Source organism: Brevibacterium sp. 91QC2O2, from assembly GCF_024580695.1.
GTDB lineage: Bacteria > Actinomycetota > Actinomycetes > Actinomycetales > Brevibacteriaceae > Brevibacterium > Brevibacterium moorei.
The window spans coordinates 253,201-277,730 of sequence record NZ_JANIJY010000002.1 but is presented as its reverse complement, the minus strand read 5'-3'; the positions used below and the strand labels follow the sequence as shown (position 1 = coordinate 277,730).

At 68.2% G+C, this 24,530-nt stretch carries 18 protein-coding genes and 2 rRNA genes; 12 read left to right on the top strand and 8 right to left on the bottom strand.

Annotation, left to right across the window (positions count from 1 at the left end; all coding sequences use genetic code 11):
- The 3 genes from NQ036_RS03320 to NQ036_RS03310 all read left to right on the top strand — a co-directional run.
- Window positions 1-187, top strand: a 23S ribosomal RNA gene (locus NQ036_RS03320); the annotation flags it as partial.
- A gap of 192 nt (window positions 188-379) precedes the next feature.
- A 5S ribosomal RNA gene (gene rrf / locus NQ036_RS03315) occupies window positions 380-496 on the top strand.
- A 108-nt stretch (window positions 497-604) separates the two neighbouring features.
- On the top strand, window positions 605-1,321 hold the full coding sequence (locus NQ036_RS03310; RefSeq protein WP_257057102.1) for a GntR family transcriptional regulator: 717 nt from the start codon (window positions 605-607) through the stop codon (window positions 1,319-1,321).
- Between the two features lie 37 nt (window positions 1,322-1,358).
- Here NQ036_RS03310 and NQ036_RS03305 read toward each other — a convergent pair whose 3' ends face one another.
- The 5 genes from NQ036_RS03305 to NQ036_RS03285 all read right to left on the bottom strand — a co-directional run bounded on the left by NQ036_RS03305 (window position 1,359) and on the right by NQ036_RS03285 (window position 9,876).
- A complete protein-coding gene (locus NQ036_RS03305) occupies window positions 1,359-4,301 on the bottom strand; it encodes an FAD-binding and (Fe-S)-binding domain-containing protein (RefSeq protein ID WP_257057089.1) in 2,943 nt (980 codons plus the stop codon).
- 66 nt (window positions 4,302-4,367) lie between these two features.
- The gene (locus NQ036_RS03300; protein ID WP_257049729.1) at window positions 4,368-5,312 is read right to left on the bottom strand and encodes a hydroxyacid dehydrogenase; all 945 of its coding nucleotides are present in this window, start codon (window positions 5,310-5,312) and stop codon (window positions 4,368-4,370) included.
- Between the two features lie 83 nt (window positions 5,313-5,395).
- Window positions 5,396-6,682, bottom strand: coding sequence for an SLC13 family permease (locus NQ036_RS03295; protein ID WP_257049728.1), 1,287 nt, complete (start codon window positions 6,680-6,682; stop codon window positions 5,396-5,398).
- Window positions 6,683-6,790: 108 nt separating this feature from the next.
- Entirely contained in the window at window positions 6,791-8,254 is a 1,464-nt protein-coding gene (locus tag NQ036_RS03290) for an aldehyde dehydrogenase (NADP(+)) (protein ID WP_257049727.1), read from the bottom strand.
- On the bottom strand, window positions 8,251-9,876 hold the full coding sequence (locus tag NQ036_RS03285) for a thiamine pyrophosphate-dependent enzyme (protein WP_257057088.1): 1,626 nt from the start codon (window positions 9,874-9,876) through the stop codon (window positions 8,251-8,253). The genes NQ036_RS03290 and NQ036_RS03285 overlap by 4 nt, the downstream gene beginning before the upstream one ends.
- A 235-nt stretch (window positions 9,877-10,111) precedes the next feature.
- Here NQ036_RS03285 and NQ036_RS03280 point away from each other — a divergent pair, with 235 nt between their 5' ends.
- Complete coding sequence (locus NQ036_RS03280) at window positions 10,112-13,234, top strand: cation-translocating P-type ATPase (protein WP_257057086.1); 3,123 nt, start codon at window positions 10,112-10,114, stop codon at window positions 13,232-13,234.
- A 27-nt stretch (window positions 13,235-13,261) separates the two neighbouring features.
- Window positions 13,262-14,038, top strand: coding sequence for an SDR family oxidoreductase (locus NQ036_RS03275; RefSeq protein WP_257049724.1), 777 nt, complete (start codon window positions 13,262-13,264; stop codon window positions 14,036-14,038).
- 102 nt (window positions 14,039-14,140) lie between these two features.
- On the opposite strand, the gene NQ036_RS03270 is transcribed toward NQ036_RS03275, so the two are convergent.
- Window positions 14,141-15,058, bottom strand: a complete 918-nt coding sequence (locus NQ036_RS03270; RefSeq protein WP_257057084.1) for a 2-keto-4-pentenoate hydratase — start codon at window positions 15,056-15,058, stop codon at window positions 14,141-14,143.
- A gap of 160 nt (window positions 15,059-15,218) precedes the next feature.
- Between NQ036_RS03270 and NQ036_RS03265 the strand changes: the two genes are divergently transcribed.
- From NQ036_RS03265 to NQ036_RS03235, 7 genes are all read left to right on the top strand, one after another.
- On the top strand, window positions 15,219-16,157 hold the full coding sequence (locus tag NQ036_RS03265; RefSeq protein ID WP_257057101.1) for an NADP-dependent oxidoreductase: 939 nt from the start codon (window positions 15,219-15,221) through the stop codon (window positions 16,155-16,157).
- 179 nt (window positions 16,158-16,336) lie between these two features.
- Window positions 16,337-16,768 (top strand): DUF5663 domain-containing protein, encoded by a 432-nt coding sequence (locus tag NQ036_RS03260; protein ID WP_257057083.1) that lies wholly within the window; start codon window positions 16,337-16,339, stop codon window positions 16,766-16,768.
- Window positions 16,769-16,888: 120 nt separating this feature from the next.
- Complete coding sequence (locus NQ036_RS03255; RefSeq protein ID WP_257057082.1) at window positions 16,889-17,932, top strand: ABC transporter substrate-binding protein; 1,044 nt, start codon at window positions 16,889-16,891, stop codon at window positions 17,930-17,932.
- Window positions 17,929-18,789, top strand: a complete 861-nt coding sequence (locus NQ036_RS03250; RefSeq protein WP_257057081.1) for a trans-aconitate 2-methyltransferase — start codon at window positions 17,929-17,931, stop codon at window positions 18,787-18,789. The genes NQ036_RS03255 and NQ036_RS03250 overlap by 4 nt, the downstream gene beginning before the upstream one ends.
- A complete protein-coding gene (locus tag NQ036_RS03245) occupies window positions 18,764-19,858 on the top strand; it encodes an iron ABC transporter permease (protein WP_257057080.1) in 1,095 nt (364 codons plus the stop codon). Before NQ036_RS03250 ends, NQ036_RS03245 begins: the two co-directional genes overlap by 26 nt.
- Entirely contained in the window at window positions 19,855-20,745 is an 891-nt protein-coding gene (locus tag NQ036_RS03240; protein WP_257057079.1) for an ABC transporter ATP-binding protein, read from the top strand. Before NQ036_RS03245 ends, NQ036_RS03240 begins: the two co-directional genes overlap by 4 nt.
- 9 nt (window positions 20,746-20,754) lie before the next feature.
- A complete protein-coding gene (locus NQ036_RS03235) occupies window positions 20,755-22,074 on the top strand; it encodes a cytochrome P450 (protein WP_257057078.1) in 1,320 nt (439 codons plus the stop codon).
- Between the two features lie 47 nt (window positions 22,075-22,121).
- Here NQ036_RS03235 and NQ036_RS03230 read toward each other — a convergent pair whose 3' ends face one another.
- On the bottom strand, window positions 22,122-23,351 hold the full coding sequence (locus NQ036_RS03230) for a 2Fe-2S iron-sulfur cluster-binding protein (RefSeq protein ID WP_257057076.1): 1,230 nt from the start codon (window positions 23,349-23,351) through the stop codon (window positions 22,122-22,124).
- 207 nt (window positions 23,352-23,558) lie between these two features.
- Window positions 23,559-24,416, bottom strand: coding sequence for a zinc-binding dehydrogenase (locus tag NQ036_RS03225; protein WP_257057069.1), 858 nt, complete (start codon window positions 24,414-24,416; stop codon window positions 23,559-23,561).
- Window positions 24,417-24,530: the final 114 nt, after the last annotated feature.

Here is a 24,530-nt window from a genome sequence, read left to right as displayed (position 1 = left end):
CTGCCAAGGGCATGGCTGGTTTGCTACGTTCGGGAGGGATAACCGCTGAAAGCATCTAAGTGGGAAGCCTGCTTCGAGATGAGGTCTCCTTTAAGGTGTCCTAGAGATGATGGGGTTGATAGGCCAGATGTGGAAGATGGGTAACCATTGGAGCTGACTGGTACTAATACACCGTTCACTCACCCAAACAACACGACTCATGTGGGTTTTGTGCCTGTGTGGGGTGTGTGGTGGGTTGGGTAACACAAGGTAAACAACGATTGAGCGTTTGAGAGTCGGGCCGTGGGGTCCGCGCGCACAGCCCTGTGTGGGGTTGGTGTTCACGTCTGCTAGTTTCACTGCACGATCCAGTCACGCATTTCTGTGTGTCCTGTGGTTTTGCGGTGGTGAGAGCGTTGGGGAAACGCCCGGTCCCTTTCCGAACCCGGAAGCTAAGCCCGATTGCGCTGATGGTACTGCATGCGGGAGTGTGTGGGAGAGTAGGTCACCGCCGCAATTAATTTAATATCTGATGGTCTTCTGGCTTGTAGCCACCCCGTGTGGATGTGCTCGCCAGGGGGCCATCAGTGCATTCACGGGCGGATAGAATCAAGGGGTGGCGTCTATGGAACCTGCGCGGAAACCGCTGCTCACCGAACGGGTAATGGATCACGTCCGGACCTCCGTCGTCGACGGCTCCATGGTCCCGGATCACATGTACAGCGTCTATCAGCTCTCCGAAGACCTGGGCATCTCCCGCACTCCGGTGCGCGATGCTCTGCTGCGACTGCAGGACGCCGGCCTGGTCGTGATCAAGAAGAATCGTGGGTTCCTCATCAAGCGCACCCGCCCGGAGGATGTGGCGGAGATCTTCGGCATCAGAATCGCCTTGGAAGTGCCGGCTGCGCGCCGGGCGGCACTGTGGCGCGCAGACGAATTCACCCAGGTCGCGGACGAACTCCGTGCCGGCATGGTGGCTGCGGCCGAACTGGACGACGAGAAGCTCTTCTTCGCCTACGATCAACGGCTGCACGGGCTGATCCTGGACACGGCTCTGATGGGCCGCGGGCGTACCGTCATCGACAATCTACGGACCAATACCCGGCTGTTGGGCGCATCCACAGCCGGCGATGCCCGAGACTATTCGAGCATTCTGACCGAACACGACCCGATCATCGGGGCAGTCGTGGCGGGGGACCCGGCAGGAGCAGGGGAGGCCATGCGGGCTCATCTGGAGACCACTGCGGTGCTCCTGATCGAACAGGCACTGCACCGCGCCGGTGAGGACGGCGACCCGCAGGGCCTCTGGGCGGCACTGGGCACGGGCTTCATCGCCGGCTAGAACGCACCCGGAACCGCATCCGGCCCGGATAAGCCCATCAGCTCTGGGGCCCCAGGGCCCTGCGCAGTACCTGGGCCAGGTGCATTCCCTGTTTATCCTGATGCTCGGTGCCGGCGACTCCCTCGCGGATCTGGGTCCGGCAGGAATAGCCGTCGGCCAGGACCATCGAACTCGACTCCAATTCGCGGACGCGCGGCAGCAGCTCGCGTTCGCCCAGCTCACGTGACATGTCCGCGTGGCCGGGTTCGAATCCCCAATTGCCCGCCAGTCCGCAGCAGCCGGTCTGGATCTCCGCCTCGTCGACGCCCAGGGCGTTGAGGACCTCGGCGGTCCCACCGTGGGCCCGGCGGGAGCGTTCATGGCAGTGCACCTGCGATAGCGCGGGAACGGGCAGCTCACCGAACGGCCAGGAATCCTTTCCGACGTGCTCGGCGACGACCTCGCCCAGGGTGCGGATCTGCCCGGCCAGGCGGGCTGACCGAGGATCGTCGGCCAGCAGTTCGGGAGCTTCCTCGGCCAGCATCGAGGCACAGGAGGGTTCGAGCACGACCACCGGTGTGCGCCCGTCGACCAGATCGCCCAGCCGGTCGTAGGTCTGCGTGATGACCCGCTGTGCCTGCGTCAGCTGCCCGGTGGAGTGCCACGTTAAGCCACAGCACACGAAGCCCTGCGGCACGATCACCTCATAGCCCAGCGCGGTGAGGACCGTGTACGCATCCTGCGCGACCCCGGCCTCCAGATGATTGGTGAAACTGTCGGGCCACAGGACGATCCGTCCACTGCCGCTATGCGACGCCGAGGTCCCGGATCGTGTGCCGCGGCCGGCCGGCTGCCCGGCCGGCTGGGGCCTGGCGGCGCGTCGGCCGGCCCGCTTCGCCCAGGATTGGAAACTGCGCGGGGCGAACCTCACCATGGAGCGGCTGGCGTCCACGCCGCCCAGCTTCATGACGGTCCACTCGATTGGGCGCACCGACATGGCGGCACTCACGAGTGAGGCCAGGCCGGGGATCTTGTGCAGGATGTTCGACGTCCACGGCAGCCAGCCCATCGAGTAGTGCGACATGGGGCGCATCCGCCCGGAGAAGTGCTGGTTGAGGAACTCCGACTTGTAGGTGGACATGTCGACGTTGACCGGGCATTCGCTGGCGCACGCGTGGCAGGACAGGCACAGGTCGAGCGCGTCCTTGACCTGCTCGGACTTCACCCCGTCGGGGTAGGTCTCGCCGCGGAATAGTTCGGACAGGACTCTGGCGCGTCCCCGGGTCGAATGGACCTCGTCGTGGGTGATCTGGAAGGACGGACACATGGCCCCGTCCATGGAACGGCAGGAGCCAACACCGACACAGCGGTTGACCGCATTGACGATCGACCCCTGATCGCGGCTCAGCGCGTGCAGCGGGATGAACTCCCGAGTACGCCCGCCCGGGCCCGGCCGGATGCCCTGGGTGACGGGTTCGGGATCGACCAGCACGCCCGGGTTGAGGGAGCCATCCGGGTCGAACATCGCCTTGAAGCCGGCGAACAGGGCCAGCATGTCAGCGGAGTACATGGCCGGCAGCAGGGCGGAGCGGGCCCTGCCGTCGCCGTGCTCACCCGACAGGGAGCCGCCCAGCCGGCCGATCGTAGCGGCGGCATCGTGCATGAAGGCGTTGAAGACCTCGACGCCGGCGGGCGTTCCCAGATCGAAGGAAATGCGGATGTGCACGCAGCCCTCGCCGAAGTGGCCGAAGGGGATGCCGCGCAGGCCGTGCGTGTCGAGCAGCCGGTAGAGTTCGCGCAGGTAGTCGGCGAGGTTCTCCGGGGGAACCGCGGAGTCCTCCCAGTTCGGCCAGGCGGCACCGCCATCGGGCAGGCGGGTGACCAGTCCGGCGGCGGATTCACGGATCTTCCACAGGGCGCGCATCTCGGTCGGGTCGGTCACGATGGTGGATGCGACGATGCCGGAGTCCCCGCCGGAGAACCGGGCGACCAGGTCCCGGGCCCGGCGGTCGGCCTCGGCTGCGGTGACACCGGTGGTCTCGCAGTAGAGCCAGCCACCGGCAGGGCGGTCACCGCCGGGGACCTCGGCGGTGCCGCCTGGCAGGATGTCGCCGGCGTGCTCGCCCTGGCTGATCTTGAGCACATCGAGCAGATCCCCGCCCATGCCCTCGGACGTGGCCACGCCCGGGGCCCTGGTCAGGGGAGCCGCCGCGGCGGCGTCGAATACGGTGGGGAAGGCCAGCACGGCCAGGGCCTTGGCCGCGGGCACTTCGACCAACCGGACCACGGCCTCGACGATGATGCCCAGGGTGCCCTCGGACCCGGCGAAGGCCTTGGCCACATCGAAGCCGTTCTCCGGCAGCAGGTAGTGCAGGCCGTAGCCGGAGACCTGCCGGGGGAAGCGTCCAAGTTCGGTGCGCAGCCGGGCCAGGTTCGCATCGACCAGGGCGTGTAGTTCGGCGTCCAGGTCCGGGTCCGTGGTCCCGCCCTTGAACAGGGTGACGGGTCTGCCGTCGGGTCGCAGCACGGTCAGTTCGACGACGTTCTGCGCAGCGGTGCCCCAGGCCAGGGAGTGCGAGCCGCAGGCGTTGTTCGCGATCATCCCGCCGACCGTCGCCCGATTGTGGGTGGACGGGTCGGGCCCGTAGGTCAGGCCGAATTCCGCTGCGGCCTCGCGCAGGTCGTCGCACACGATGCCCGGTTGGATGCGGGCGGTGCGCGCCTGCGGGTTGATCTCGATGACCCGGTTGAAGTTGCGGGAGAGGTCGATGATGAGTCCATCGCCAATGGCATTTCCCGCCACCGAGGTTCCGCCCCCGCGCACGGTCACCGGCCAGTTCTGTTCACCGGCGTAGGCCACGGCCTCGCGGATATCCGCCATCGAGTCCGGTTCGAAGACGGCCCTGGGCCGGCGCCGGAAGATAGAGGCGTCTGAGACGTAGGCGCCGAGGGTCATCTCATCGTTGCGGAACCGCTGGGCCACGTCGAGCGTGGTAGTCAAATCACAACCTGCTTTCCAATAGGATTCGTGCGGCCCAGCGGCCGTTTACCACTCTGGGGGTCCGGATTATTCCGGGCTCACCGCGGTGGTGGGCTCCTTGCCTTCGAGCACATCGCGGACGATCTGCGCTGCCATCACGTAGTTTGCGTGTGCCGCCTTCTTGCTGATGCCCAGCATGTGCGGGGTCAGGACGGTGTTCGGATGCTGGTACAGGCCGTGGTCGGCCGGCGGTTCGGACTCGAAGACGTCCAGGCCGACACCGGCCAAATGGCCCGACTCGAGGGCGGCCAGGGCCGCGTCCTCGTCGATCAGGCCGCCACGGCTGACGTTGAGCAGGATCGCTCCCGGCTTCATCGCCTGCAGTGCCGTGGCATCGATGATATTGCGGGTCGACTCCAACAGCGGCAGGTGCAGCGAGACGATATCGGACTGCGCGTAGATCGTCTCCAGGCTCGCGTCGAGTTCGGCCGGGACCTCGGCCACGGGATCGTAGGCCAGGACCTTCATATCGAAGACCTCCGCCATCTGGGCGACCAGCCTGCCGATCCGCCCGAAGCCGATGATGCCCAGGGTCGCGCCGTCCAGGTCGCCCATCGGGATCGTGGTGCGCTCATCCCAGCGGCCCTCGCGGACCAGCGCGGTGAACGGCGCCAGGTTCTTCACCAGGTGCAGCATATGGGCGAAGGCGCCCTCGGCCACGGCCCTGGTGTTGCTGCCGGGGGTAATGCACACGGGAATGCCGTGTGCGGTGGCGGCGGCCACGTCGATGTTGTTGTAGCCGACTCCGTTGCGGGCCATGACCTGCAGCGCCGGCAGCTGTGCGATCGCCGCCTCGTCGATCTGGGCCGAGGCGCGCACGATGGCGCCCTGGGCGCCGGCCAGGTCGGCCGGCCCCGGATTGGGCTCGAAGCGGATGCCGGAGCCCAGAGTGGGTTCGACCTCGGCCGGCGGGACGGGGCCCAGGCCGATGACGAGGGGGCGGTTGTCCGGAGCGGAATCGGTAGCGTTCACGGGTATGCCTTTCAAATGGTGGGGTCCGCCGGCGACCGGGTGCAGCCGCCGGCGGAAATGGGGCCTGTCAGTGGACGGCCGGTCTACGGATAGACGACCATGCCGATGAAGACCGCTGCGATGATCAGGATGAAGGCCAGCGGCAGGCCGATCTTGACGTAGTCGGTGTACCTCATCCCGGCGACCATGGTCTGGGTCATACACGGGGTGCCGACCGGAGTGAAGATCGCGATGGAGCAGGCGATGGTCAGGATGACGGCCCAGCTGGTGGGATTCTGTCCCAGGGAGCCGGCCACCGACATGGAGATCGGGACGAACATCGCGGTCAGCGCGGTGTTGGAGGCGAAGCTGGTCAGGATCATGGCGACGACGCTGAGGACCAGCAGCACAAGCCACGGACCTGCGGTTTTGCCCAGGGTGCCGGAGACCCAGTCGGCGATGAGCTGGCCGCCGCCGGACTTCGTCAGACCGCCGCCGAAGGCCTGCGCGGCGCTGAGGATGATGATGGTGTTCCAGTCGATCGACTTGAGAGCATCCGGCAGTGGCAGGCAGCGGGTCAGGACCATGACGACCGCGCCGATCATGGCGACGATCGCGATGTCCGCGCCCATTGCGAAGGCCACGATGATGACGACCAGCGCGAGTGCGGAGAACGGCATCCGCCAGTTGACGCCCTTGGTCGGCTTATCGTCGGACGGCTTGTCCTCACCCATCGCGGAGAAGGTGCTGGGGATGGGGCTGGTCAGCACCTTGCTGCCGATGTTGTAGCCGATGGTGGACATGTAGAGCACCGTGATCGCGACCAGGGGAGCGCCCACCGCGGTCAGGGTGAACAGGTGCATCGGCGTAGCGCCCTCGGTCTCCTGCAGGATGCCCTGCGTGACGACCTGCGAGGACGAACCGGCCAGGGTGGCCAGGCCGCCGATGGCGGCGCCGATCCCGGCGGACAGCACGAGCAACTGGACGTTCATCTTGCGCGTCGACCGCGCCGCCAGGACCGCGATGAGCGGCAGGAAGATCGCGATGACGGCGCTGTTGGACAGGAATGCGGACAGGAAGGACGTCACCAGGGTGATGGCCGCGACCAGCAGGCGGGGGCGTTTTTCGATCCCGCTCTTCTGGAACCAGCCGACGACGATGTCGATGGCGCCGGTATTGAATAGTGCACTGCCGACGATCATCATGGCGGCCACGAAGATGGTGACCTGACTGCCGAAGGGCGCGTAGACGTCCTTGACGTCGAGGGCGCCGATCGCCCACATGAGCAGGGATGCGCCGACAGCGGTGATGGCGATCGGGATTTTTTCAAAGACGAAGAGGATCATCGCGGCGGCGACGATCAGGACTCCGAGAATGGCCTGAATTTCCATTCGCTAGTGTCTCCTTTGACCAGAAGCGGATTCTGTGTGGATTCGAAGGGGTGGGGCCGCCTGCCCGGGATCGCCCGGGCAGGCGCCGCTCGCTGAGCGGGGAGGGGATCAGCCGCGTGCGGACAGTTCGCCGTCCACGCGCCGGGGCACGTGCAGGGGATTGTCCTCGCGCAGTTGCTCCGGCAGCAGCCGGTCGGGGAAGCCCTGGTAGGCCACGGGCCGCAGGAACCTCTCGATGGCCGCGGTGCCCACCGATGTCGTGGTCACCGCGGTGGTCGCCGGGTAGGGTCCGCCGTGCTGCTGGGCATAGGTGACCGACAGTCCGGTGGACCACTGGTTCCACAACACGCGCCCGGCGATCCGGGACAGGACGGCGACGAGTTCGGTGACCTCGTCATCGTCGGTGCCCTGGATGGACGAGGTGAGCTGTCCGGCGAAGGTCGCGGCCAGTTCGACGAGTTCGCTCTCATCGTCGTATTCCACGATCAGCGAGGCCGGCCCGAAGCACTCCTCCTGGAGCGTCGCGGGATCGGCCAGCACCGCGGCGGAGTCCGTGTGCAGCAGCGTGGGTGTGGGCGGGTCGGCGTAGGCGTCGGCGTCCTGGTGCAGGACCCGGACATCGGCGTGATTCTGCAGCGCGGTCAGGGCGGCGACGTAGCCGTCCTGGATTCGGCCGTTGAGCAGCGCGGCCGCCGGCGGATAGGACTTCGTGCGCAGCAGTTCGACGATCGTCGATTCCCGCGGGACGATGAGCATCCCCGGCTTCGTGCACAGCTGCCCGGCGCTGCCGGTGAAGGATCCGATGAACCCGTCGACGATCTCCTCGGCCCGTTCCCCGGCGGCCGCCTTGGTGACGAAGACCGGATTGTCACTGCCCAGCTCACCGTAGAACGGGATGGGCTCGGGCCGGGAGACGGCGATATCGAACAGCGCCCGGCCGCCGGGGATGGAACCGGTGAAGGCACCGGCTTTGATCCGCGGATCCTGCAGCACGGTAACACCGGCCTGGGTGCCGTAGACCACCGATAGAAGCCCCGCCGGCGCCCCCTGCCCGGCGATCGCCTCGGCGGCGATCTCACCGGTCAGGGCGGACAGCTCCGGATGTCCTGAGTGCGCCTTGACGATGACGGGATTGCCCGCGGCCAGGGCCGAGGCGGTATCCCCGCCTGCGACCGAGAAGGCGAACGGGAAGTTGCTGGCCGAGAACACGGCGACCGGTCCCAGCGGGATCAGCGTGCGCCGGACGTCGGGCCGCGGGGCACCCATCGGCCAGTCCGCGTCGGCGTGGTCGATGCGCGCGTCGAAGAAGCCGCCCTCGCGCAGGACCTCGCCGAAGATGCGCAGCTGGAAGGTGGTGCGCTTGAGCTCACCGGATAGACGGTCCGTGGTGAGATTGGTTTCGGCCACGGCGACGGGAATCAACCTGTCCGCCGCGGCGTCGAGGGCATCGGCGATGGCCTCGAGGACCTCGGCGCGGCGAGCCGGGGCGTATGCGCCCCAGACGGTCGCGGCGTCCTGGGCCAGGTCGAGGGTCTGTGCGATCTCCGCTGCAGTACTGGGAACGACGCTCACGGGACCAGCACCTCGATCAGGCGCAGGCCGGAGGCAGTACCCAGTTCGTTCAGTGCGGTGCGGAACTCCTCGGGAGTGCGCACCTGGGTCGACTGTGCGCCGTAGGCCAGTGCCAGCTGGGCGAAATCGGGGTTGTGCAGATCGGTGCCGCTGACCCTGCCGGGGAATTCGCGGTCCTGATGGGCGCGGATGGTGCCGTAGCGGCTGTTGTTGACCACGACGACCAGCAGATCGGCGTTCTCACCGGCTGCGGTGGCCAGTTCCTGGCCGGTCATCATGAAGCAGCCGTCGCCGGCGAAGGTCGCGACCGTGCGGTTCGGGTACTGGATCGCCGCGGCGACACCGGCGGGAATGCCGTAACCCATTGAGCCGCTCTGCGTGGCCAGCTGTGCGGGATAGGTGGTGAAGGAACGGTGGCGCTGGGCCCAGGCGGTGTAGTTGCCGGCGCCGCACGTCATGATCGTGTCCTCGGGCATGACCTCGTTGAACACGGCCATGAAGTCGCGCGCAACCGCATCGTCGTCGTTCAGCGGCTGGTAGTTCCGGCGCACATCCGCGGTCAGCGTGAGCCAGGCGGCGCGGTCGCCGGCCGGCTCGACGCGGGCCGGGAGGGCCGCGAGGAATTCCTCAGGGGACACCGGCAGGGCGATGTCGGCGGCGTAGACACGCCCCAGCGCGTTGCCGTCGGAGTAGACGTGGACGATGGTGGCGGCCGGACGCGGCGGCGTGAGGAGCGAGAAATCGCCCATGGTCTGGGCATCCGGTCGCGAGCCGAGGAAGACGACGAGGTCCGCCTGTTCGACCACGGCGGGCAGACCCGGCGTGGTGTTCAGACCCAGGGTTCCGATATAGGCCGCAGACCGGTTGTCGATGACGTCCTGGCAGCGCAGGGCCGTGGCCACGGGAATCTGCGAGGCCTCGGCGAAGGAGGCCAGGGCGGTCCTGGTGGTTTCATTCCAGTTGTTGCGCCCGGCGACGATCACGGGGCGCTCGGCGGCGGCAAGGGCCGCGACGACGCGCTCGACGTCGGCGGGGGCGGGGATCGGGCGGCTGACCGCTGCGGTCCTGACCACCGGCGCCGAGGTCTCGGTCATCAGCATGTCCTCGGGCAGGACGACGACCACGGGGCCGGGCTCGCCCGCGGTGGTCGCGGCGATGGCACGGGACATCTGTTCGGGGACGCGGTTCGGATCGTGGATTTCGACGACTTCCTTGGCGATGGTGCCGAACATCGCGGCGTAGTCGATCTCCTGGAAGGCGCGGCGCTCGCGGTTGTGCTCAGGGACCTGGCCCACCAGCAGGAGCATGGGGCTGGCGTCCTGGGAGGCGACGTGTACGCCGATGCTGGCATTGGTGGCGCCGGGGCCGCGGGTGACCAGGCAGGCGGCGGGCCGGCCCGTGGCACGGCCGTAGGCGGCGGCCATCATCGAGGCGCCGCCCTCCTGCCGGGCCGTGACGAGGCGGATCTCGTCGGCGTGTTCGTACATTCCGTCCAACACGGCCAGGTAGCTCTCACCGGGGACCGCATAGGCGGTGTCGACGCCGTACTCGACGAGTTGTTCGACGACGGCGTGGCCGGCGAGGCGGGGTGCGTCATGGGCGGTTTGCGTGCGAGATGTCATAGCTCATTCCCTCATTGGTGTAGCCGTACTTTCTTGTGGCCGCCCCTCCGCGCTGCTCACCGATTCGTCGTCGTCCCTGTGAATCGTCGGGTGGGGAACCGACGAAGCAAGAGTAGCATGCTACTGAGCGTGATAGTGATCCGCTCGACATCCGGCGTGGTCCGTCCAGCGAGACCGGGGCTTCCAGGCGGCAAGCGACCCGGCGAGCCGTGAGCCGCCTCGGTAGGCTGGCCGCATGGCCGTCAACGACACCGCCCATGCATCCGTTACCGACCCGACCCTGCTCGAAGCCGAGGCTGTCGCGACCGCGTTTCACGTGAAACGCGATGCTGGCCTGTCGGGTGATCGAGCCGCCGCATTGCTGGCCGAACACGGCCCCAATGAACTCAGATCGGCCGGCCGGACGCCCCTGATCAAACGGATTCTGGCGCAGCTGAAGGACCCCCTGGTCATCCTCCTGCTCATCGCCGCGGTCATCTCGGTGGGGGCCTGGGCGCTCGAGGGCGCTCACGGTGCGCCGATCGAGGCGCTGGTCGTGGTCCTCGTGGTCGTGTTCAACGTGGTCATCGGGCTGGTCCAGGAATCCAAGGCGGCGGATGCCGTCGCGGCCCTGGCCTCGATGACCGAGGCCCGTGCGACCGTGCTGCGCGACGGCCGGCGTCAGACCATTCCCGGTCACGATGTGGTGCCGGGCGATGTGTTGTGCCTGGCCGAGGGCGACCAGGTGGCCGCTGATGCCCGACTGTTCCACGCCTCGGCGCTGCGGGTTGCCGAGGCCGCTCTGACCGGCGAATCCGCGCCGGTGGAGAAGTCCACCGCCGTCCTGGCCGAACCCGCTGATCTGGGTGACCGGACGAATATGGTCTTCCGCGGCACCGGGGTGTCCAGCGGTACCGGGCTGGCAATCGTCACCGCCACTGGGATGGACACCGAAATGGGTCATGTGGCCGGCCTGCTCGACCAGACGGAGCAGACCGAATCCCCGCTGACCGGCGAGATCAACCACGTCAGCGGGCTACTGGGTCGGATCGTCGTCATCATCGCCATCGTCATCATGCTCACGATCGCGATCGTGCAGACCCCGCATTCGGCGACTGACTGGGTGACGATCTTGCTGCTGGGCGTGTCCCTGGCCGTGGCCGCGGTGCCCGAGGGCCTGCCCGCCATCCTGTCGGTTGTCCTGGCGCTGGGTGTGCAGCGGATGGCCAAGCGCAATGCCGTGGTGAAGAACCTGAACTCGGCGGAGACCCTGGGCAGTGCCTCGGTCATCTGCACCGATAAGACGGGCACGCTAACGCAGAACGCGATGACGATCGCCCGCGTCGTCACGGCCTCGGGCACCACGGAGTTCACCGGGGTGGGCTACGACCCCGCGGGCGGGGCCATTGCGACGCCCGCTGAGCCGGCCGGGTTTGCTGGTGTGTCCGGCTCGGCCGGTTCAGTCGGCGCCCCGGGCGCGAGTGGTTCAGAGGGGACCGTGGGCGGGGCGGGAGCCGCCCGGGCCCTGCGCGAGGCGGCCCTGGCCGTGGGCGCGGGCGCCCTGGCCAATGACTCGCAACTGGTCCACACGGCCGCCGGCTGGGACATCACCGGTGACCCCACCGATGCGGCCTTCCTGGTGGCCGTGCACAAGGTGCCGCAACTGCGGGCGGCCGCCCGTGAGAGTGCATCGGGCCTGCCCGCCACCCGACTCGACGACATCCCATTCTCCTCCGAGCGCAAGATGATGACGACCCTGCACCATGTGGACGAGGCCGTCGGCCAGGTGGCGGCCGCGGAACAGAGCGGGACCGCTTCCGGTGGACACGGTGCCGTGGCAGGCGCGGCCAGTGATCCGGGAGCTGGCGACGACCCGCTGCTGCACTGGCTGTCAGGGCGCCGCGTCATCCTGTCCAAGGGCGCCCCGGACGTGCTGCTGGACCGGTGCACCGCCGAGCAGGTCGGCGATGATGCGGTGGTGCTGGACAAGGCCAGGCGCCGCGAGCTCCTGGCCGGGATCGAGGCCCTGTCCGCCCAGGGTTACCGCGCGATCGGCGTGGCTGCCAAACCTGCTGCGGTTGCGCCTGCGAGTAACCCGGCCGGCACCTCGGCTGCGAGAAAATCAGCCGGCGGGGACCTCGGCCACGGCGCCGGAACGGTCTCCGAACTGACCGAGGCCGACGAATCAGACCTGTGCTATCTGGGCACCGTCGCGATCATCGACCCACCGCGGCCCGAGGTCCGCGACGCGATCGGGCAGGCCCACCGGGCCGGCATCCGGGTCGTCATGATCACCGGCGACCACCCGGCCACGGCCAGGGCGATCGGCTCGCAGCTGGGCATCGTCGCCCCCGATGCGCCGGCCCTGACCGGCCGGGAACTCGACGCCCTGGACGATGCCGGCTGGGCCCAGGCGGTCGAGGACGTGTCCGTCTACGCCCGCGTCGCGCCCGAACACAAGCTCAAGATCGTCTCCGCCCTGCAGGCCCAGGGCCAGATCGTCGCGATGACCGGCGACGGGGTGAACGACGCGCCCGCGCTCAAGGCCGCCGACATCGGCGTGGCAATGGGCATCACCGGCACCGAGGTGTCGAAGGAGGCCGCCCGGATGGTGCTGGCCGATGACAACTTCGCGACCATCGTGCGCGCGGTGCACGAGGGCAGGACGATCTTCGACAACATCAAGAAGTTCCTGCGCTACCTGCTGTGCGCCAATATGGGCGAGGTGCTGGGCATGTTCTTCGGCGTGGTGCTGATGGGCGTGATCGGCCTGACCGCCGCCGCCGAGGAAACCGGCGCGGCCCTGGCGGTGCCGCTGCTGGCCACGCAGATCCTGTGGCTCAACCTGGTCACAGACACGCTGCCGGCCCTGGCCGTGGGCGTGGACCCCGAGCTTGACGACGTGATGGGCCGGCCCCCGCGCAAGCGGAGTGAGCGCGTGATCGACAGGAACATGTGGGTCGCGATCTTCACCACCGGATTCACCATGGCCTTCGGCCTGCTGCTGGTGATGGACCTGTGCCTGCCGGGCGGCCTGATCCCGGCCATCGGGCCCTTCGGCGTGGACGGCCTGGACGAGGCACGCACCACCGCATTCACCACCCTGGTGCTGGCCAATCTGTTCTCCGTGTTCAACGCCCGCTCCGGGGTGGGCAGTGCCTTCCACGGCCTGTTCCACAACCGGCTGCTGTGGGGCGCGATCGCGATCAGCGTGCTGCTGCAGATCGCGGTGGTCTACGTGCCGTTCCTGCAGGTGGCCTTCGGCACCGCCGGGATGTCCGTGGCCGACTGGGTCGTGGCGACCCTGGGCGCCTCCCTGGTGCTGTGGGCCGAGGAACTGCGCAAGATCTGGGTGCGGGCGCGTTCCGCGGTAAAGTGATCCGGACGACATCTGCAAAGGAGCAAAATGGACATTTCGACCCTGTTCTCACTGGAGGGCCGCTGCGCCCTCATCACCGGCGGTTCGCGCGGCATCGGCAAGATGATCGCCGAGGGCTTCGTACGCGCCGGGGTGCGGGTCTACATCACCGCGCGCAAGGCCGAGGCCTGTGATGCGACAGCCGCCGAACTGTCCGAACTGGGCACCTGCGTTTCGATCCCCGGGGACATCTCGACCACGGCCGGCCGCGCCGAGGTCGTGGCGAAGTTCCGCGAACACGAATCGGCCCTCGACATCCTGGTCAACAACGCCGGTGCCGCCTGGGGCGCGCCCTTCGACGAGTTCCCCGAATCCGGCTGGGACAAGGTCATGGACCTCAACGTCAAGGCCCTGTTCTTCCTGATCCAGGATCTCGCGCCCGAACTGCGCGCCGTGGGCCGGGCAGGGGACCACCTGGCCAAGGTCATCAACATCGGCTCGATCGACGGGATGAGCATCAACCCGGTGGACAATTACAGCTACGTCGCGGCCAAGGCCGGGGTCATCCACCTGACGAAGAAACTGGCGCTGAACCTGATCGACGACGGCATCGTGGTCAACGGGATCGCACCCGGTGCCTTCCCCTCGAGCATGAACCGCGAGGCCCGCGATCAGTCAGAGGCCGTGGCCCAGGGCATTCCCTCCGGGCGGATCGGCACTCCCGAGGACATGGCCGGGGTCGCGATCTACCTGGCTTCGCGCGCCGGCGACTATGTGGTGGGCACGACCGTCGCCGTGGACGGCGGAGTCACCTGGGCCCGGTGAGGGGCGCCCTGGACATCTGAGCGCATAGACACCATCCTGGCGCGGAAACGACTTGTTGTAGCAGGTCGTTTCCGCGCCAGGATGGTGTTTGCCGGTATGCGCTTAAACGAAACTGCACCCCACGGTGCCCAGGCCCGTGAAGTCCGCACTCAGGGCCTCTCCGGGTTTCACCGGCACCGGCGCACAGCAGGTGCCGGTGGTGACGAACTGGCCGGCGTGCAGGGGATGGCCCAGGGCGGACAGCTCGTTGACCAGCCAGCGGAGGGCCTCGACCGGGTCGCCCATGACGTTCTCGCCGATCCCGTAGGAGACCCGGGGCTCGCCGGGCTGTGCTGATTCGGTGCCGGCCGGTGTGGCCTGAGCGCCGGCCGCGTCCTCGCCCCGCCCGGCGGCCACGCCGCTCACGGTGACGGTGACGCGGGTCTGCGGCAGGACCTCGGGCTCCCAGCCTGCGGCCACGACCGGCCCCAGGACGAACTCGCCGGTGCACGCATTGTCGGCGATGAGGCCCAGCTCCCCGACCGTGGCGGGGTCGACGAACCGGCTGCTGGGCAGCTCGATCCCCAGGCGCAGCTCGCCGATCGCCGCGAGCACTTCCTCACGCGTGTACTCCTCAGGCCGTGCCGCCAGGTCCTGGGCGAAGACGAAGACGAACTCCAGTTCCGCCAGCCACATGGCGTTGTTGCCCAGATCGACGGTCTCGCCATCGCCGTAGACCTCTGAGGTCAGCAGGCGCCCGCCGAGGGGGCCGGGGACGTTGATGTGCCGCTGCCCGTCGATGCTGGTCGCCGCGATCTTCCACCCTGCGGTGTCCTCGGCCCGTGCCTGGGCGATCAGCACCTGAGCCGCATAGGCATCCGCCTTGTCCCCGGGCTTGGCCTCCGCGGGCAGGGCGTCCAACTTATCGCCGGCGGTGCGGGCGCGCACGAGCAGGCCGGCTGCGGCCTCGGCCCGGGGGTTCGGCGATTCGCCGCCTCCCAGCGGCGTTGCGGCGGAGTCTGTGACGGGTGTGTGCGACATGGTGGACGACCTCTTCTTTGGAGCCTTCTTTGGAGCCGGATGCGCGTGGTGCGGAATGTGCCGCGGCGTGCGATGCTGGTCCAAGCCTCTCGCAGCCGCGGGGGCCAGGCGAATATGGAACACGATGTGAGATCGCGGGAGGAAGACGAAGGTGGACCGGATGCAGCAGGTGATCATCGGCGAATACGGCGGGCCCGAGGTGCTCCGCTTTGAGACCGTGGACGTCCCGGAACCGGTCCCCACCGAGGTGCAGGTGCGGGTCGACTACGCCGGGATCAACCCCGTGGACGGTAAGACCCGGCAGGGCGGCAAAATGGGCGCTGTGGCCGGTGGCCCGCCGCTGCCCCTGGGCTGGGACGTGGCCGGGATCGTGACCGCGGTGGGTATGGGAGTCACGCGCTTTGACGTGGGCGACCGCGTCTATGGGATGCCGCGCTTCCCCTATCCGGCCGCGGCCTATTCGGAATACCTCACCGCGCCCGCCAGACAGCTGGTCGAGGTTCCGGCAGGGTTGTCGCTGAGCACGGCCGCAGCCGTGCCGCTGCCGGCGACCACCGCCTATCAGATCGTCGTCGACGTGGCCGAGGTGCGGGCCGGGCAGCGGGTGCTGGTGCTGGGTGCCAGCGGAGCCGTGGGTCGGTTCGCAGTACAGCTGGCGAAGAGCCGGGGCGCGTACGTGATCGGCACGGCCTCCACGGGCAAGCTCGCGGGACTGATGGACCTTGGGATCGACCAGGCGATCGACTACACCCGGCAGCGCTTCGAGGACGCGGTCGATTCGGCGGACGTGGTCATCGACCTGGTCGGTGGCGAATACAGTGAGCGCGCGATCGGGGTGACAGCTCCGGGTGGATTGGTCGTCAGCGTGCCCTCGGGGGACAAGAGCGAACTGGTAGAGCGGGCGGCAGCGGCCGGGATCCGACTCACGGGCATGATCGTCGAACCCGATCATGTGGCCCTGGAAGCGGTTTCGGCCGGGATTACAGCCGGGACGATCAGCGTGGCCGAGCCGGAGGTCCTACCCTTCGCCGAGGTCGTCGCCGCGCACCGGAAACTCGACGCGGGCGCGGGCCGGATGGTGCTCAGGGTTCGGGGGTAGGTGCGGGAGCAGGCATAGACACCACCTGAGCGCGGAAACGACGTGCTGCAACAGGTCGTTTCCGCGCTGGGATGGTGTCTATGAAGAATCGCGTGGAGGTGCGGGAGCCTCGCGCCGGTAGGATGGACGCGGTCGCCGCCGGGCCCGGTGGTGACCGCACGAACCCTGGGAGGAAAGCAATGGGATCCGCGTTCTTCGCCGACGATGACCCCACCGCGGCAGTCGACCCCACCGCGGCAGTCGACCCCACCGCGGCAGTCGACGCGGTGGTCGCCGGGCTGCCGGCCGAACAGCGCACTGCCCTGGTCGAGACCGCCATGGCCGATATGCGCACCCGGGTGGGCGACCGCCTGGCCGAGGGGCTGAGCGAGCACGACGCCGAGGCATTCGACCGGATGAACCAGGGTGACCGCGCCGCGATCCTGGCCTGGCTCGAATCCGAGGGGATGGGAACGGTCGAGGACTATGCGCAGACCGCCACCCCGGAGCTCCAGACCTTCGCCCTCAAACTGTTCATGCGGCTCAAAACCCCCGACCGCGCCCGGATCATGAACGAAGAGCTGACCCGTGCAGTCAAGCGCCTGGCCGCCACCGTCGACGGACTGGGCTGAACCCTGCGACTCTGCACACCGCAACTTTGAACACCACGCGCAGAAACGCCGTGGAACTCATCGCCACCTGCGCATATAAACATTGGTTTACTACCGATGTGGGGGCATACCTTATCGGGTATGCGATTGAAATCAATACTGCCGGCGCTCGCCGTCGCCCTCCTGCTCTGCGGCTGTTCCGGTGGAGCGGACAAGGATCCCGACGGCCAGACGCCCTCGGCTCCCAAAACCTCCGGGGCCACCGCCTATCCGTTGAAGTACACGAACTGTGGCACCGATGTCACCGTTGAGCGCTCACCGCAGAGGGCCGTGTCCCTCAACCAATCGGCCACGGAACTCATGTTGCGCCTGGGATTGGGAGACCGCCTGGCCGGCACCGCCTACCAGACGAACCCGATCCCCGCTGATCTTGCCGCGGCATATAAGAGGGTCCCTCTGCTGTCCGATGGGATCGTCAAGCACGAAACTCTGCTGAACACCCAACCGGACTTCGTCTATTCGTCCTACGCCTCCTTCTTCAAAGAGGAGAACGCCGGCACCCGTCAGGAATTGCAGGACCTGGGCGTGCCCACTTATCTGACCGAGTTCGACTGCACTTACCACGAGTCCGTCAAGGGTGGTGCCGACTTCGACATGCTCTTCGACGAGGTCGGGCAGATCTCGCGGATCTTCGATGTGCAGCGGGCCGGTGAAGATCTGGTGGCCCAGCAACGGAAGATCATCGATGAATCCGTGGCCAAGGCGAAGAGGATCACCGGTACACCCAAACTCGTATGGTTCTACTCGACCGCGGCGTCGAAGGCGACTCCGTCCGTAGCGGGGCCCGGCGGACTGCCGCAGACGGTCACCCAGATGGTGGGAGCGAAGAACCTGTTCGACGACGGTGACACCAAATGGCCGGAGGTCAGCTGGGACGAAGTCGCCGACCGGAACCCCGATGTCATCATCCTGGGCGACCTGACGCGTGGATACCCGGGTGACACTGCCAAGGAGAAGATCGACTTCCTCAAGAACGATCCGTTGACCAAGCAGATGGATGCGGTGAAACACAATCGGTTCATCACCATTTCGGGACCGGAGATGGACCCGGGGCTCGACAGTGTCCAGGCGGTCAAGCACGTGTCCGAGGGGCTGCTGAAGATCCAAGATGAGGAGGGTCGATGATATCCGGCGCTTTTGATCCCACCGGGGCCGATCCCACCGAAGCGGACAGGGGCCCCACCTCGGCTGCGGCCCGCCTGGTCGCAGCTTGGGACGCCCAGCAGGCGGCCCTGGTCAACCGGCGCGAGGACCGCTTCTCCACCGTTGTCGCTCTGGTGGTGCGCATGCTCACCAGTCGGGCAGAGGCTCCGACCGCATCCGCCCTGACAGTGCTCGATCTGGGCTGCGGACCGGGCAGCCTGTCCGCGCGCGTGCTCGAGCGGCTGCCCGGAGTCCACGTGATCGGCGTGGACTACGACCCGGCTCTGTTGCACCTGGCCGCGACTCACCTGGCCGAGGCGTATCCGAGACGGTTCCATCCGCTCGACTCGGACCTCGCCGGCTGCGGCTGGGCCGAGGCGGTGTCCGCGCTTCTCTCCGCCGAGGCCCTGCCCCCGATCGGAGCGGTCGTGTCCTCGACCGCTCTGCACTGGCTGCACCCGGCCCAGCTGGTCGACGTCTACACCCGTGCAGCCGGGCTTCTGCCCGCCGGCGGTCTGCTGCTCGACGCCGACCACCTGCGGTACGACTCCGTAGCCGAACCCTTCCTGTCAGCCGCCGCAGCGGCCGATGACCTGGCGACGCAGACTCGCGATCAGGCCGCGGGTGCCCTGACCTGGGACCAATGGTGGGAGGAACTGGCCGGGGTGCCGGAGTTCGCATGTCACCTGGCAGAGCGGGCCCGTCGCTTCGCAGACCGCCCACCCACGCCCCCGGCCCCGCTCGATTTCCATCTGGCGGCGCTGACCTGCGCCGGCTTCTCAGAGGCCGCCCCCGTCTGGAGGTACCTTGACGATGTCATCGTCTGTGGTGTCCGCTGATGCCGCCGCCGGCTCCGAGGCGCCGCGCACTGCAGCCCCGGCCCGCATGGGCACAGCCTTCTGGATCCCCATCTTCGCCGTGGCCCTGTTGGTGTCCATCCCCGCTGCCTGCCTCATCGGTACGGCGGATATCCGCTATTCCCAGGTAGTCGCGATTCTGGCCCGTCATCTGGGCCTGGGCGCTCTGGTGCCGGACCCCGGTGCCGCCTCCTCACTCATCGACGCACTGATCTGGGAGTCCCGGCTGCCGCGGGTACTCCTGGCAGTCGTCGTGGGAGTCGGCTTGTCTTTGTCCGGTGCCGTCCTGCAGGCGGTGACCCGCAACCCGCTGGCCGAACCGTACCTGCTGGGAGTGTCCTCGGGCGCGTCGACCGGTGCGGTCGCGGTGCTGTTGCTGGGGGTCGGCGCAGGCGCGGTGTCCCTGTCCACCGGCGCATTCGCAGGTGCCCTGCTGGCCTTCGGAATCGTGCTGGTCCTGATCGGCGGTGGCCGCGCGTCCAATCCCTCCCGGGTCGTGCTCACCGGTGTGCTGGTCTCCCAGTTCTTCTCCGCCCTGACCTCGCTCATTCTCATGCTCTCCGGTGACGCGGATGCCACCCGGGGTTTCACCTACTGGCTGCTTGGCTCCCTCGGCGGAGCGCGTTGGCAGCCTCTGGCGGTGGCCGCCATCGTCATCGTGCCCGCGGCGTTCGCGGTCGTATGGTGTGCGGGTGCGCTGGACGCTTTCACCTTCGGGTGGGACACCGCCGCTTCGCTGGGCATTCCAGTGGCTCGGATGCGGGGGCTCCTCATGGTCCTGGCCGCGCTGATGACCGCGGCGGCCGTCGCAGCCTCCGGCGCGATCGGGTTCATCGGTCTGCTGGTACCACACATCGTGCGCCTGCTGGCGGGCTCCGGACACAGGATCATGTTGCCGCTGACCGCTTTGGGCGGTGCGGTGTTCCTCATCTGGGTCGACGCACTGGCCCGCTGGGCCCTGGCCCCGCACGAGATCCCGGTGGGAGTCATCACCGCACTATTGGGTGCGCCGGTCTTCGCCCTGGTGCTGAAGAAGGAGGGGACACGATGAACGGGGAAGAGCTCCGAGCGCCCACCGGAGCGCCCACCGGAGTGGCCACGGACGAGGCGGCGGTCACTCCGGCACCGGCGCTGTCCGCTCGGGGAGTCGTCTGGGGCAGCGGGGGCAACCGGATCCTGCACGGCATCGATCTGAGCGCCCGCCCCGGCCGCATGCTGGGAATCTTGGGACCGAACGGGGCGGGCAAGACCTCGCTGTTGCGAATCCTGGCAGGACTGCGTGCGCCTTCGGCGGGCATCGTCGAATTGGCGGGAGTGCCGCTGGCCGAACTATCGCGTCGCGCGGTCGCCCGCCGTCTGGCGATTGTCGAACAGAGTCCCAGCGCCCATCTCGATGTCACGGTCGAACAGGCCGTGGCGATCGGCCGAACACCCTATCGCGGGGCATTCAGCGCGTTGACCGGATACGACTCCCAGGTCGTCGAGGCGGCTCTCGAGCGAGTCGACCTGGTCGGAATGCGGCACCGGTCCTGGGCACGGTTGTCCGGCGGGGAACAGCAGCGGGTCCAGGTGGCACGCGCCCTGGCCCAGGAACCGGAGGTGATCTTGCTCGACGAGCCGACGAATCACCTAGACATCCGCTTCCAGCTCGAGGTTCTGTCCCTACTGCGCGACTCCGGTCTGACTGTTGTCACCGCCCTGCACGATCTGAACCTGGCAGCCCGATACTGTCACGATGCGATCGTCCTGCAGGATGGGCGGGTGCGGGCCGTCGGCACTCCGGAGCGGGTACTGACCACCGAGCTGATCGCCCGGGTCTACGGGGTGCAGGCCGTGGTGGAGGGCTCCCGACACCACGCGGGTGTCCAGATCTCGTACCTGCGTGCGGGCCGGTCGGTTGACCGGCCCCCGAGCCCGAGGGGAACATCGCCCTCGTAATATACGGATATGAGTGTATCCCGCACCACATCCCCGCAGTCCGCACCCACCGCCCAAGCGGCCGAATCCGCCTTCCTGTCCCAGGCCTCGGCCCAACCGGAGGCCGTCGCCCCCGTGCCCGCCGACGCCTATGCGAGCCTGCCCGACGACCCGTATTCGCGCGCCACCCTGGCAGACCCCTACCCCTTCCTGATCCGCCTGCGCGAGGCCGGAGCCGCGGTCTGGTTGGAGCGCTACGGGGTCTACGCCTTCGGCCGCGACGCCGAGGTCCGCGCGATCCTCGACGACTGGCAGACCTTCATCTCCGGGGCCGGGGTGGGGCCGGCGAACTACGCGGTCAACCGCCCGGCCTTCTGGCGCCCGGGCATCCTGGAGGTCGACCCGCCCATCCACACCCGGATGCGCCAGGCCATGTCGGCGGTCATCAGCCCCGGCCGGCTGCGGGCCCGCCGCGCCGACTTCGACGCCTATGCGCGAGAACTGTTAGACGAGGTGCTGGGGTCTGCAGAGGCCGCGGCCGCCGTGGACCTCGACGTGTTCGACCTGGCCAAACGGTTCACCCTGCGCGTCTTCGGCGATGCAGTGGGCATCCCGCGGGCCGACCGCGACCCCAAGCTGATCCTGCAGGGCGCCATGAACTTCTCCCGGATGGGGCCGATGAACGAGGTCGCCCGGGAACACTTCGAGGCCGCCGACGGAGTGGTCGAATGGGTGATGGAGGCCTGCGCTCGCGATCGCCTGGCGCCCGGGGGCATGGGCGCGCAGATCTGGGAGTTCGCGGACTCCGGGGACATCCTCGACGAGGAGGCGACCCTGTTGGTGCGCGCGATGCTCTCCGCCGGCCTGGACACCACGGTGCTGGCGATCGTCAACACCCTGGTCGCCCTGTCGCGCCACCCCGCGCAGTACGCCCGGCTGCGCGCCGACCCGGGGCTGATGAAGTACGCGATCGACGAGTGCTTCCGCTTCGACTCGCCCTTCCAGTCCTTCTTCCGCACCACCAGCCGGGACGTGGAGATCGGCGGGGTGACGATCCCCGCGGGCTCCAAGCTCATCGTCTTCCCCGGTGCTGCGAACCGCGATCCCGCGCGCTGGGGCGACGACGCGGATTCCTTCGATATGGAGCGCGATGCCTCCGGCCATCTGACCTTCGGCATGGGCATCCACATGTGCGTGGGCCAACCGATCAGCCGGATGGAGATGGACTCCTTCTTCGCCGAGTTCCTGCGCCGCGTGTCCTCCCTGGAGCCCCTGGCCCCGGCCGAGCCCTACATCCACACGACCCTGCGCTCCTATGCCAGCGCCCCCATGCGCCTGCATCTGGGGTGAGTGGGAGGTCTGCGCGCGGGCCCGGTGGCCGCGCGCAGGACTGTTTCCTATAGGTCCAGTTTCAGCACCGGATCGCAGCTGCGGGACACGCAGATCATCATGGTCTCGTTCGCCTCCTGCTCCGCGGCGTCGAGGACATGGTCACGGTGGTCGGCACGGCCGGCCAGGATGCGGGTCTCGCAGGTGCCGCAGGTTCCGCGCTGACAGCTCGAGAGCACGCGCACTCCCGCGCCGGTCAGCGCCTGCAGGATCGACTCGCCCTCTCCCACCGGCACGGTGCGCCCATCGGCCAGTTCAACGGTGAAGGGCAGATTTCCGCCCGCCGAGGCCCCACCGCCCGTAGTGCCGACGGCACCCTGCACGGCCGGTTGGGACGCCGGTGCGGCGGCGTCGCCCTGCACGGTGCCGCCTGACCCTGCCCCTGCGGATACGGCCTGCGGGCCCTCGGCTGCCGGATCGAACAGTTCGGATTCGACGATCGTCTGCGCGGTCTCCGGGCGCGCCGCGAGCCCTGCCCGCAGCGCGTCCGCGAATCCCGCGGGACCACAGGTGTAGACGAGCGCCTGTGGGTGCCCGCCCAGCCAGGCTGCGGCCTCGGCGGCCAGATCGGGGCGCCCTCTCTTCGCTGTGTCCCAGATCGTCACGTGCTCGGGGCCGAAGGCGGTGAGGAGTTCGCCGGCATAGGCCAGGGGGTCCATAGCGCTGGAGTCCCCGGCACTGGAGCCTGCGCCGCGGCCCACGTAGAGCAGGTGCCAGTTCAGTTCGAGGCCCGCGGCGAAGGTCAGCATCGAGCGCAGCGGGGTGATGCCGATGCCGCCTGCGACGAAGTACGCGGGCCGCGCCGTGCGGAAGTGGAAGTTATTGCGCGGGCCGCGGATGAACAACTCGCGCAGCTGCGCAATGGTGTGCAGGGTATGCGACAGGCTGGGGGCGGCGCTTCCGGAGGGGACGGCCGGTTGCGCGGTGTCGCCCTGCACGGTTGAGTCCTGGACCGCGATGGTCCAGGGCGTGGCCCCGGTCGGATCCGAGCTCAGGGAGTAGTGGCGGATCAGCGGGACCGCTGTGGTGCCCGCGGCCTCGCGCCGGCCTGTGGCGGGGATGGGCTCAGTAGCTAGGGCGACCTCGATATGGGAACCGGGGGAGAAGGGCTCGCGTCGGTCCAGGGTGAGTTCGAGGACGCGCGGGCCCAGCCGGCGCAGGCCGGTGACGGCGACCGGGGTGAAGCCTGCGCGCAGGAGCAGCTCGGTGTGAGGGGAGGCGGGGGATTCGACACTCATGCGCTCACTCTAACCATGAGGGGACAGTCGATGCCCAGGCGAATCATCCAGTGACCGGTTCATGCGGTTTCTGAGGCGCAGAGCTACATGAACCGGCCACTGGGTGACCCCCGGCATCATCGAGTGGGAAACGCGGGCGCCCGCTCATTCGGTGGGGATGGTCTCGGTGTGCCCTCGGAACCCGTTCGTTCGGTTCCGCAGGCCTGCTCAGTCCTCGTACATGGCGACGAGGCGCCCGCGCACCCCGCCGTCGTGCAGCCGCTGGATCCCTTCGGGGATGCCGGCGAAGTCCGTGTGCTCCACGGCCGGCTTGAGGTCGCCGGAGGCCATGAACTTCATGACATTGGCGATCGCATCGCGCGAACCGCCATTGTTGCCCAGCAGCTTCAGGCGCTTGGTGATGAGCGGGTACATGTTGAGCGTGGCCTCGAGGCGGCCCATGCCGACCTGCACCAGGCGCCCGTTCGGCGCCAGGGTCTCGATCGCGCCGGCGGTGGTGGTGCCGAAGCCCGCATAGTCGACGATGAGCGTCAGGCCCACATCCTTGAGCTCCGTGATGTCCTTGACGACCTTCTTGGCGCCGGCGGCGTAGGCGGCGTCCCACACGGCCTCGTTGACCTCGGCCACGTAGAGTTCGCCACCGGACAGGTGGGCGACGCGGGCGCCGATCTGGCCCAGGCCGCCGAAGCCGATCACGCCGACCTTCTCGCCCGGCTGCAGGCCGCCGGTCTCCATCATGGCGCCGTAGGAGGTCATGCCGGCGTCGGTTGCGGCGGCGGCCATGTCGAAGGGCACCTCGTCGGGGATCGCGATGACATCCTCTTTGTCCGCCACGACGTATTCTCCCCAGCCGCCGGGCCGGGCGTAGCCGTAGGTGTCGCCCTTATTGCCCAGCGGCCACACTGCGACGCGGTCGCCCACCGAGTAGCCGGTGTCCGGATCGCCGACGGCGTCGACCACGCCTGCGATCTCGTGGCCGGGGATGGCAGGGACCTTCATGAGCTCCATCCATTTGGGGTCCTCGAGGATGCCGACGTCGGAGTGGCATAGGCCGGCGGCCTTCATGACTATCTCCCTTGATGGTGGATCCGTTCGTGCACCTTCACAGCACCCGGAGATTCTGGACGCCTGTCAAGGTCTTGGGCCACAGGGTCTCAGGGCCTCCGGGGGCGCCCAAGA